General features: G+C 72.3%; 9 protein-coding genes. 5 read left to right on the forward strand and 4 right to left on the reverse strand.

Annotation, left to right across the window (positions count from 1 at the left end; translation table 11 throughout):
- The first annotated feature begins 217 nt into the window (after positions 1 to 217).
- Entirely contained in the window at positions 218 to 1,222 is a 1,005-nt protein-coding gene (locus ITI46_RS30710; protein ID WP_209243204.1) for a BtrH N-terminal domain-containing protein, read from the forward strand.
- 29 nt (positions 1,223 to 1,251) lie between these two features.
- Here ITI46_RS30710 and ITI46_RS30715 read toward each other — a convergent pair whose 3' ends face one another.
- Positions 1,252 to 2,364 (reverse strand): NsdA family TPR-like regulatory protein, encoded by a 1,113-nt coding sequence (locus ITI46_RS30715; RefSeq protein ID WP_307808392.1) that lies wholly within the window; start codon positions 2,362 to 2,364, stop codon positions 1,252 to 1,254.
- 236 nt (positions 2,365 to 2,600) lie between these two features.
- Between ITI46_RS30715 and ITI46_RS30720 the strand changes: the two genes are divergently transcribed.
- The 3 genes from ITI46_RS30720 to ITI46_RS30730 are packed head-to-tail and all read left to right on the forward strand — an operon-like array spanning position 2,601 to position 4,744.
- Complete coding sequence (locus tag ITI46_RS30720; RefSeq protein WP_209243205.1) at positions 2,601 to 2,948, forward strand: hypothetical protein; 348 nt, start codon at positions 2,601 to 2,603, stop codon at positions 2,946 to 2,948.
- Between the two features lie 9 nt (positions 2,949 to 2,957).
- Positions 2,958 to 4,085 (forward strand): sensor histidine kinase, encoded by a 1,128-nt coding sequence (locus tag ITI46_RS30725; protein WP_209243206.1) that lies wholly within the window; start codon positions 2,958 to 2,960, stop codon positions 4,083 to 4,085.
- Positions 4,082 to 4,744 carry a response regulator gene (locus ITI46_RS30730; protein WP_209243207.1) on the forward strand — a complete coding sequence of 221 codons (663 nt, stop codon included), beginning with the start codon at positions 4,082 to 4,084 and terminating at the stop codon, positions 4,742 to 4,744. Before ITI46_RS30725 ends, ITI46_RS30730 begins: the two co-directional genes overlap by 4 nt.
- Before the next feature lie 44 nt (positions 4,745 to 4,788).
- On the opposite strand, the gene ITI46_RS30735 is transcribed toward ITI46_RS30730, so the two are convergent.
- Positions 4,789 to 5,376, reverse strand: a complete 588-nt coding sequence (locus ITI46_RS30735; protein WP_209243211.1) for a TetR/AcrR family transcriptional regulator — start codon at positions 5,374 to 5,376, stop codon at positions 4,789 to 4,791.
- 162 nt (positions 5,377 to 5,538) lie between these two features.
- Here ITI46_RS30735 and ITI46_RS30740 point away from each other — a divergent pair, with 162 nt between their 5' ends.
- Positions 5,539 to 6,384 (forward strand): NAD(P)H-binding protein, encoded by an 846-nt coding sequence (locus tag ITI46_RS30740; protein WP_209243208.1) that lies wholly within the window; start codon positions 5,539 to 5,541, stop codon positions 6,382 to 6,384.
- 378 nt (positions 6,385 to 6,762) lie between these two features.
- Here the strand turns inward: ITI46_RS30740 and ITI46_RS30745 are convergent, their stop codons facing one another.
- Positions 6,763 to 7,746, reverse strand: coding sequence for a serine/threonine dehydratase (locus ITI46_RS30745; RefSeq protein WP_209243209.1), 984 nt, complete (start codon positions 7,744 to 7,746; stop codon positions 6,763 to 6,765).
- Positions 7,747 to 7,829: 83 nt separating this feature from the next.
- Positions 7,830 to 10,094, reverse strand: a 2,265-nt coding sequence (locus tag ITI46_RS30750) for a HelD family protein (RefSeq protein WP_209243210.1), incomplete at its 5' end; no start/stop codon positions are given.

Consider the following 10,094-nt stretch of genomic DNA (forward strand, 5'->3'; position numbering starts at 1 on the left):
GGCGTACTCCGCGACGACCCCCCACCGATGCACCCCTGGAGCGCCTTCCGCCCCGACTCCGGTGTCTTCCTCCGCACCCTCGCCCGCCTCCCCGCCGTCCGCCGCCCCTGGCTCCGCCGCATCTACGACCGCGTAAGGGAACACCCGTTCTCCCACCCGTTCTAGCCTGCGGCGAGATACGGTCGCGCTGCGCTCATCTCGTCCAGGAGGGCATGGCATGACGACGGTGACAGACATCGATCCTCGCGGTATGCAGCACTGCGAGACGACAGCTCTGGGCGTGCTGCTGCGGCACCAAGGACTCGATCTGTCCGAGCCCATGCTCTTCGGCCTCGGCTCCGGTCTGTCCTTCATCTACTGGGACAGCAAGAACATGGACTTCCCCTTCCTCGGCGGACGGGTCAAGCCTTTCGTCCTCACCACGAACCTGGCCGCCGGACTCGGGCTCGACCTGCAGGTCCAGGAGACCACCTCACCCCGCAAGGCGTGGGAGAACGTGGCGGCCCCTCTCAGCACCGACCGACCAGTCGGTCTCCAACTCGACAGCTACTACCTGGACTACTTCTCCGCGAAGGTGCACTTCGGCGGCCACGTCGTCGCCATGTACGGCTACGACGATCACGACGCCTACCTGGTGGACACCGACCAGCAAGGCGGAGCGGTATCCACCAGCCTGACCAGCCTCGCCCAGGCCAGGGCCGCACGCGGCCCGATGGCCGCCAAGCACCGCTCCTTCACCCTCACCGCTCCGAAGAACTCGCCCTCCCCCCAGGACCGGATCATCCCCGCCATCACCGCCTGCGCCGACTCGTTCCTCAACCCGCCCATCGCCAACCTGGGATACCGCGGTATCGAAAAGGCCGGCAAGCTGGTCCGCACCTGGCTCCAGCGCACTGACAACCCCCAACGCGACCTCCCCCAGGCCGCCCTCCTGATGGAAAAGGCCGGCACCGGCGGCGCCCTCTTCCGCAACCTCTACCGCGACTTCCTCGCCGAGTGCGCCCAACTACTCGACAACCCCCACCTGCGCACCGGCCACAACCTGTACACCGAGGCAGCCCTTCTATGGACGGAAGTCGCAGCACTGCTCACCAAAGCCGGCGAATCGGGCAACCCCCAGCCCCTCACCCAGGCCGCCACCCTCCTCCACGACCTCTCCCACCTGGAACGCGAGGCCATGCAGACCCTGAGCCGCCTGGAATCCTCTGCCCAGGGTGGGTGACAGCCGCGTGCGCAGCCCCGTCCGTTCCCTCAGTCGCGTTCGCGCAAGGCGGCCAGCAACGGGCGGCTCTCCCGGGCGCGATGACGGGTGAGTGAGGCCGCCGTGGTGTGCAATTCGTTCCAGGAGTGCGGGCGTCCGACCTCGGAGGCGTCCGGTACAGCGGCGAGAGCGGTGGCCAATGCTTGTTCCGCCTCGCCTGCCTCGGCGTACGCGTGGGCGAGGCAGGCGCGGTACCACGTCTTGTCGCGCCGATAGGTGTCCGGCATCGAGCGCAGACCCCGGGACAGGTGGCGCACCGCCGCTTGCCACTCGCGCAGGTGGAGGCAGGCCATCCCCCGTTGCAGGGTGAACCAGTTCTCGTCGTAGAAGTACATCCACGCCGGACCCTCGCCGGGCTGCTCGGCGGCGCGGCTCACCAGTTCCTGGGCCTGGTCCAGGAGGCGGTGGGCGCTGTCGGTCTCGCCCATGAGCGCGTGCCCGCGGCCCGCCATCTGAGCGGCCATGCCCTGCACGCTCAACGACGATCCCGGTGCGGACCACTGGGAAGCCTCCGCGAGCCGTACGCAGCGCAGCGCCCGCCCCTTGGACCACGCCATGTGCGCCTTCATGTTGAGCGTCGTGGCTGCCATATCGGCGTCGCCGGCCTCCAGCGCCCATTCGTGCGAGCGGTCGAACCAGGCAAGCCCGGCAGCTGTGTCGTCCTGGTCCTGGGCCATCCAGGCGAGGAACTGCGCGTGCTCGGCGGCCAGTCGCACCACGCGGTCCGCCAACTCCCCACGCGCCCCCGCGTGCAGGCCCACCACTGTCCGCAGTTGCTCGCGCATCACCGACACCAACGGCCGCGAACCGATGAAGTCCTCGGCACGGCGGTGCTCGGCCAACAACCGGTCCAGCCAGTCGAGCGTTGCGGCGTCCACCCGGTGCGCGGCTTCCACGACGCCGGTGACGCGGGCAAGCAGATCCTCATCGGGCATCGCCCCCGGCAGCCCCAGCCCGGCGACAGGCAGCGAGCCCGCCGCGCCGCCCTCCTGCGCGTACGCTGGAACACCGAGCCCTTCGACGACCCGCTGCCGCACCTCTGCGGAGGTCACTTTGCGGCGTCCGCGCTCGATCTCGGAGACGTCCGACTGCGCGAGCCCCACCCGCTCCCCGAGCCTCGTCTGACTGATGCCGGTGAGCTCCGGTACGTACGGAAGACCGCGCCCCAGTCTCCGTCGCGTAGGGCAGCGCCCAGCTCAGGATGAGACCACAACTCCTGGTATCGGTCGCCCATTTCTCCAATATAGGACGCTCCTATAGCCCGCCGGGATGGGAACAACCCCGCAGCCCCGCAAGGATCCTGACCGTCGTACTACAGCACCGAGAAGGAGCGGAACCGATGGCCGACCAGCACGATCCGAACAGCATGCGGCTGCTGCCGTGGGTGAGTGACATGGGCAAGCCGTGCTATCTGGTCGGGGAACCCGACGGCGTGGTGGCGACGTTCGCTGACGGCGTCGAAGAGCGCCAGCTGGCCGCCGCGCAGGCGGCCCTCGCGGAGGGGCACGCCGCGCTCGCGGAGCCCGCGGCCGGGGCCCTCGCGTTGCGGCTGGCGCTCAAGGGGGTGGTGGCGAGCCTCGAGCAGGTGCGCCGGATCGCCGAGAGCCGGAAGTGCGGCGCCTACTGCGTCGGTGGTAGCCGGGGATTGGTCCGTGAGCAGGAATCGGGCGGGGCGGCGTGCGGCTAGGGTGCGCGCATGAGCACAGGGCGGCCCGGGATGCGGGCCGGGGTCACGGACTGGGTGATTGCCGTCGGGGTCGCGGCGGCGCTGCTGGTCACCGGCGTTTCCGGGCAGCAGTCCCGCACGGATGCCGACGTGCTCGGCTACGCACTGCTGGCGGCCGGCGGCCTGGCGCTGGCGGCCCGCCGCCGGGCTCCCGTACCCGTACTGGCGGGCGCCGGACTGTGCGCGGTGGGGTACCAGGCGGCGGGGTTCGACGTACCGGCCGTCGCCTACCTGTTCGCGGTGTACGCGTCCGTACGGGCCGGGCACCGCACCCTCACCGTGGTGGCGAGCGTGCTCATGCTGGCCGCACTCCCGTTCGCGGCGATGGCCTCAGGGCTGCACGACACCGGCGAGGCGTTCGCGCAGGCCCGCGGCGCCCTGGAGCTGGCCTGGCTGATCGCGGCCGGCGCGGCGGGCGAGGCGCTGCGGCAGGCGGAGCGGCGCGCCGACGAGGCCGAGCGCACCCGGGAGGAGACCGCGCGGCGCCGCGCCGACGAGGAGCGGCTGCACATCGCGCGGGAGCTGCACGACTCCCTCACCCACCAGATCTCGATCATCAAGGTGCAGTCCGAGGTCGCCGTCCACGTAGCCCGCAAGCGCGGCGAGGAGGTACCGGAGGCGCTGCTGGCGATCCAGGAGGCCGGACGGGAGGCGACCCGGGAACTCCGGGCGACCCTGGGCGCGCTGCGCGACGACGACACGGCCCCGCCGCGCGGCCTCGACCACGTACCGGAACTCATCAAACAGGCCCGCAGCATCGGCCTGGACGCGACGCTGACGGTCGACGGGGAACGGCACGACGTACCGGACGCGGTGGACCGCACCGTCTACCGGATCGTCCAGGAGGCGCTCACCAACATCGCCCGGCACGCTGCCGCCGGCTCGGCCTCGGTCCGTATCGACTGGCGTCCGGAAGCGCTGGCGATACGCGTGGACGACGACGGCAAGGCCACACCGGACAGCGCCCCGGTGCCCGGCGTCGGCCTGCTCGGAATGCGGGAGCGCGTCACAGCGCTCGGCGGCCGGCTGCGCGCCGAGCCGCGCGGCGAGGGAGGCTTCACCGTCCAGGCCGAACTCCCCGTGGAGCAGACACCATGATCCGTGTCCTGCTGGTGGACGACCAGCGGCTGCTGCGCAGCGGTTTCCGTGCGCTCCTCGACTTGGAGGACGACATCGAGGTGGTGGCCGAGGCGGGCGATGGGGCCGAGGGCCTGGCCCTGGCCAGGGAGCACCTGCCCGACATCGCGCTCATCGACATCCGGATGCCGGTCGTGGACGGCATCGAGGCGACCCGGCGCATCGCCGCGGACCCGGCGCTGGCCGGGGTGCACGTCGTCATCCTGACCAACTACGGCTTCGACGAGTACGTCTTCGAGGCGCTGCGGGCCGGCGCCGCCGGGTTCCTGGTCAAGGACATCGTGCCGGAGGACTTCCTGCACGCCGTACGCGTCGCGGCCCGCGGCGACGCGCTGCTCGCACCGTCGATCACCCGCAAGCTGATCAACCGCTACGTCACCCAGCCGCCGCACACCGGCTCCGGGACGGGGCTGAAGGAGCTGACCAACCGCGAACGCGAGGCCGTGGCCCTGGTCGCGCAGGGCCTGTCCAACGACCAGATCGCCGACAGCATGGTGATCAGCCCGCTGACCGCGAAGACCCACGTCAACCGGGCCATGGCCAAGCTCCACGCCCGCGACCGCGCCCAACTGGTCGTCATGGCCTACGAATCCGGCCTGGTGACCCCGCGCAGCGGCTGACCCCCGGGAGGTCGGCGGCGTGCTCCGTATGCCCGGCGGCCGGCTCACAGGGAGTCGAGCCAGCGCAGCAGCCGGGTGCCCTCGCGGGTCATCACGTCCGGGTCGCGCAGCGCGTTGGCCAGCAGCGACATGCCCTGGTACGCGGAGACGAGGGTGACGGCGAGGTCGTCCGGGTCGGCCAGGCCCATGGCGCGGAACTGCTGTGCGGCCCAGTCCAGCAGCTGCCGGAGCACCGCGCCGACCTCCGCGTCGAGGGTCCCGTCCGCCCGCTTGTCGAGTTCGACGGCGAGTGTGCCGGTGGGGCAGCCGTGCCGCGCTGCGACCTCGCGCTGCTCCAGCCAGGCTTCGACCAGGGCCTTGAGCCGGTCGCGCGGCTCGGGCAACTCGTCCAGCCGCGCGGTGAGTTCGCCCAGGTGGGAGCTGTGCTCGGACAGTGCGGCGCGGACCAGCTCGTCCTTCGTCTTGAAGTAGTAGTAGACGTTTCCGACGGGCACGTCGGCGGCGCGCGCGATGTCGCCGAGGGTGGTCCGCTCGACGCCTTGCTCGTGCAGGACCCGCGCCGCCGCCGTCGTGAGCCGCCGCCGCTTCTCCGACGCGCGCGCCCGGGGCTTGGGCGTCGGCGCTTGCGGCATGGAGGCCCGGGCTTGCGGCTTGGCTGCCGGGGCTTGCGGCCCTGCTGAGTCAGTCACCCAACTAACTATAGACACCTCCCGGTGGAACTGTGCTACGGTCCATCCATCGATTAAGTCAGTCAACTAACTAACTAACTACCTACCTGATCCAAAGGGGTCGACATGATCGTTGTGACAGGCGCAACCGGCAACGTCGGACGCTCGCTGCTCCCGCTGCTGGCCGACGCGGGCGAGGAAGTCGTCGCCGTCTCGCGGCAGGCGGAGCCCGAGGGGCTGCCGGGCGGAGTGCGGCACGCCCGGGCCGACCTGGGAAGCTCCGCGAGCATGCGGCCGGTCCTCCGGAGGGCCGACGCCCTCTTCCTCCTGCTGGGCGGCGCACTCAACGGCCCCGGCGAGCCCGCGGAAGCGCTGCTGGACGCCGCCATGGAAGCCGGAGTCAAGCGGGTCGTCCTGCTCTCCTCCCAGATCAACTCCACCCGCCCGGAGGCTCCTTCGCACACCCGGCTGCGCGAGTTCGAGGCCGCCGTACGCGTCTCAGGGGCGGACTTCACGATCCTGCGCGCAGGCGGTTTCGCCTCCAATGCCTACGCCTGGGCCGAGTCGGTCCGCACGAAGCGCACGGTCTTCGCCCCGTTCGCCGAGGTGGCGCTGCCCGTCGTCGACCCGGCGGACCTCGCCGAGGTCGCCGCGGTCGCGCTGCGCGAGGACGGGCACGCGGGACGTACGTACGAACTGACCGGCCCGGAGGCGATCAGTCCGCGCCGGCAGGCGACGGTGATCTCCGAGGTGCTGGGTGAGGAGGTGGCCTTCGTGGAGCTGTCCCGCGAGGAGGCTCACGCGCACCTGGCGCAGTTCATGCCGGAGGAGGTGATCGGCGGCACGCTGGACATCCTGGGCCGTCCGCTGCCCGCCGAGCAGCGCATCAGCCCTGACGCGGAGCATGTGCTTGGCCGGCCGGCTGCCCCGTTCGCCGAGTGGGTGACGCGCAACCTGCCCGCGTTCCGGTGACGCGGGCCGGTGCGGGGAGAGCACTGCTCTGCTGTGAGAGCGGCGCTCTCCGTTCGGCGCCCTGCGCGCCTACGTCCGCTCGCGGCAGCGCCCGCTGCACCAGGTCGCCCGGGACGTGGTCGAGACCCGGCTGACGGGCCCGCCCTTCGAGCGGATCGCGGACCCACCGCCGGGCCCGTCACCGCTTGAACCGGTGACTTGAGGAACGGGGCTTTGCTCCGCAGCGAGAGCGGTGCTCTCGACTTGGAGCGGCGTTCTCTATTCGGAGCAGCGCTCGCCCGTCTCATTGAGCAGCGCTCTGCAGCCAGAGCACCGCTCTTTATTCGGGGCAGTGCTCCCCCTCCCGTCCGCAACCCGCAGGCTCCCGACCCCGAGCCCTCAGCCTCCGAGCTCGCCCGGATCGGCGTTGGCGCCGCACAGCACCACGGCAACTCTCTCCCCGGCGGAAGGCACATAAGGCGTGCCCTCCCGGCCCGCCACCGCGCCCTCGACCGCGGAAACCGCGGTTGCCGCCGCGTTCTCCACCGCCAGCCGGTACCGCTCCCACAGCTCCCGCCGGGCCGCGACCACGGCGTCGTCGCTCACCAGCACCGACCGCACGTTCCGGTGCCCAGCGGCGGACAGGGCCATCGGTGAGGCCCGGCGGGCGCCCAGGGCGTCGGCGGCGACGGAGTCGACCGTCACATCGACCACGCGACCCGCCTCCAGCGCGGCGTTCAACGCCCGGCACCGCTCCGGCTCGACGGCGACCACCCGGATCCCGTGGTGCTGCGCGGCCGCCGCGACCCCGGCGAACAGGCCGCCGCCGCCCACCGCCACCACCACGGTGTCGACGAGCGGCACCTGCGCGCGGATCTCCTCCAGCAGCGTTCCGGCGCCCGCCGCGATCAGCGGGTGGTCGTACGCGTGCGAGGGCAGCGCGCCGGTGTCGGCCGCGAACTCCTCGCAGGCCGCCGCGGCTTCGGCGTACTCCGTACCGACGAGCCGCACCTCGGCGCCGTACGACCGCAGCCGGTCCACCTTCACCTGCGGTGCGGTCTCCGGCAGGAACACCGTCGCGGGGACTCCCAGCCCGCGCGCGGCCCAGGCGCACGCGAGCCCCGCGTTGCCGCCGGAGGCGATGGTGACACCCGCGTCGGGAAGCTGACCGCGCTCCCGGTGCGCGAGCAGGAAGTTGAGCGCGCCGCGTGCCTTGAAGCTCCCGGTGTGCTGCATGAACTCCAGCGCGAAGTACAGCTCGTACGCGGGCGTGTCGGACGCCGGCGTGGCTTCGACGTCCGCGCGCGCGACCGCGACAGGACGAACGCCGCCGGAAACCCGGTCAGCGGCGGTCTTGACATCTCCGTAAGAAAGATGGTGCACGGCGCGACTCCTGGACGTGCTCGGACGTGCTCGGACGTGAAAGGACAAAGGACAAAGATCTACGTTACGGCCACGTCACGATGTCACACCGACCGTCCCGTCAACACATGTGCGGACAGCGCACCCGGAAGGGGCTCCGCGTGTACGACGACGAGCCCGGAGACCGCGCGGGTCAGCGAGACATACAGCCGGCGCAGCCCCGTCCGCTCGTCCGGCTCGCCGGCCACGATCGCGGCGGGTTCGTCCAGCACCACATAGTCGTACTCCAGACCCTTGGCCAGCGTGGCCGGTACGAGGGTCAACCTGGCCTGGGCGCTGGTCTCCTCGCCGGGGGACAGGCAGTCGAGCCCGGCGGCGTCCAGCGCGGAGCGCAGCGCGGCGATCCGCGAGTCGGCGGCGATCAGCCCGACCGAGCCCTCCCGCTGCAGCGCCTCACGGCAGGCGTCCACCACCATCCGATCGAGGGTCCCGCCGACAGCCGCCGCAGCCGTCCCGTCGCCGGCCGCCGCAGCCGCCCCGTCGCCGGCCGCCGCAGCCGCCCCGCCGCCATCCCGCGCAGCCGCCCCGCCGCCGGCCCCCGCATCAGTCGCCGCCGTCCCGCTGCCCGCCGCCGCATCCGGCACCCGCCGTACCGCGAAGTCCCCCGGCGACTCCCGCACCGACGTCGCGGGCCGCAGCCCCGGCGCGATGGCGGGCAGCAGCCGGGACGCGTACGAGATCACCTCCCGCGGTACGCGGAACCCCTCGGTCAGCTCCTCCACCACGGCACCCGGCTTGCCCAGGTGCTCCAGTGCGGCCTCCCAGCTCTCGGTGGCCCACGGAGTGGTGCCCTGCGCCAGGTCGCCCAGCACGGTCGCGGAGCCGGTCGAACAGCGCCGCCCCACCGCCCGGTACTGCATCGCGGAGAGGTCCTGCGCCTCGTCCAGCACCACATGGCCCAGCGAGGGGGTGCGCTGGATCAGGTCGGCGGCCTCGTCCACCAGTACCGCGTCGGCGGCCGACCACTTGGCGCTTTTGACCCCGCGCGGCGCCTTCTCCCACAGGACGGCCCGCTGTTCGTCCGGGCTCAGCACCCCGTCGGCCTGCTCGGCGAGGAAGTCCGCGTCGGACAGCAGCCGCAGCACCAGCTTCGCCGGGTCGACGGCCGGCCACACCTCACGTACCACGGCCTTGACGGCGGCGTTGCGGGCCACGGCGTCCTGTACCCGGTCGTCGGGTGCCTCGCCCGCCTGCTCCATCCGCACCAGCACGGCGTGCGCGATCCGCTGCGGCAGCGCCTCACGTGCAGCGCCGTACCGCATGTCGCGGGCCAGCAACTCCCGTACCAGCTCCTCGATCTCGTACGCCGGAACCCGCCACCGGCGCGAGCCCCGCACCACCACGCACGGCTCGTCCGGCAGCGGGCGCACCCCGGCGCGCACGGCCCGGCGCAGCACCTCGGACATCCGCGCGTCACCCTTGATCCGGGCCGCCTGCGCGCTGTCCACCGCCCGTACGGGCACGTCGGGCCGTGCCACCAGTGCCTCGACGGTCGTCTGCTGCACCGCCACCTCGCCCAGCGCGGGCAGCACTTGCTCGATGTAGCGGAGGAAGGAGTCGTTGGGGCCGATGACGAGCGTGCCCGTACGGGTCAGCCGCTCCCGGTGCGCGTACAGCAGAAACGCCACCCGGTGCAGCCCTACGGCCGTCTTCCCCGTCCCGGGCGCCCCCTGCACACACACGGTGCCGTCGATCCCGGCGCGTACGATCTCGTCCTGCTCCGGCTGGATCGTGGCGACGATGTCCCGCATGGGGCCGACGCGGGGGCGCTCGATCTCGGCCTGGAGCAGCGCGCTGGTGCGGTGCGGGGTGTGCTCCTCGCCCGTGGCTGCGGCGGCGGGCCCGGTCAGGTGCTCGTCCTCGTACGCGGTCAGCTCGCCGCCCGTGTAGCCGAACCGGCGTCGCAGCGCCACGCCCTGCGGGTCCTTGGGGGAGGCGCGGTAGAACGGCTGCGAGACGGGGGCGCGCCAGTCGATGACCATCGGGTCGCCGTCCGCGTCATGGACGTGCCGCCGCCCGATGTAGAACGAGTGCCCGTCGCTGTCGGACGTGCCGGCGCCGTCGTCCCCGATCGCGTCCAGGTAGTCGAGGCGGCCGAAGAACAGCGGTGCGTGCGCGAGGTCGGCCAGCGAGGCGATGCGGGCCTCGATGCCGGAGGCGAGCACTTCGGCGTTGACCCAGTTCGCGGTCACGTCGCGGATGTCGAGGGACTCGGCGTCGGCCCGCATGGCCCGCAGTGCGGCACGCGAGGCCGCGAGGTGGGCGCGTTCGCTCCCGAGGGGATCGCCGGTGGGGGAGTCGGGGGGCCC

The organism is Streptomyces oryzae, assembly GCF_017676365.1.
Classification (GTDB): domain Bacteria; phylum Actinomycetota; class Actinomycetes; order Streptomycetales; family Streptomycetaceae; genus Streptomyces; species Streptomyces oryzae.

Coding starts and splice junctions, on each gene's coding strand:
- ITI46_RS30710 (WP_209243204.1), top strand. CDS start 218: ATGACGACGGTGACAGACATCGATCCTCGCGGTATGCAGCACTGCGAG.
- ITI46_RS30720 (WP_209243205.1), top strand. CDS start 2,601: ATGGCCGACCAGCACGATCCGAACAGCATGCGGCTGCTGCCGTGGGTG.
- ITI46_RS30725 (WP_209243206.1), top strand. CDS start 2,958: ATGAGCACAGGGCGGCCCGGGATGCGGGCCGGGGTCACGGACTGGGTG.
- ITI46_RS30730 (WP_209243207.1), top strand. CDS start 4,082: ATGATCCGTGTCCTGCTGGTGGACGACCAGCGGCTGCTGCGCAGCGGT.
- ITI46_RS30735 (WP_209243211.1), bottom strand. CDS start 5,376: ATGCCGCAAGCGCCGACGCCCAAGCCCCGGGCGCGCGCGTCGGAGAAG.
- ITI46_RS30740 (WP_209243208.1), top strand. CDS start 5,539: ATGATCGTTGTGACAGGCGCAACCGGCAACGTCGGACGCTCGCTGCTC.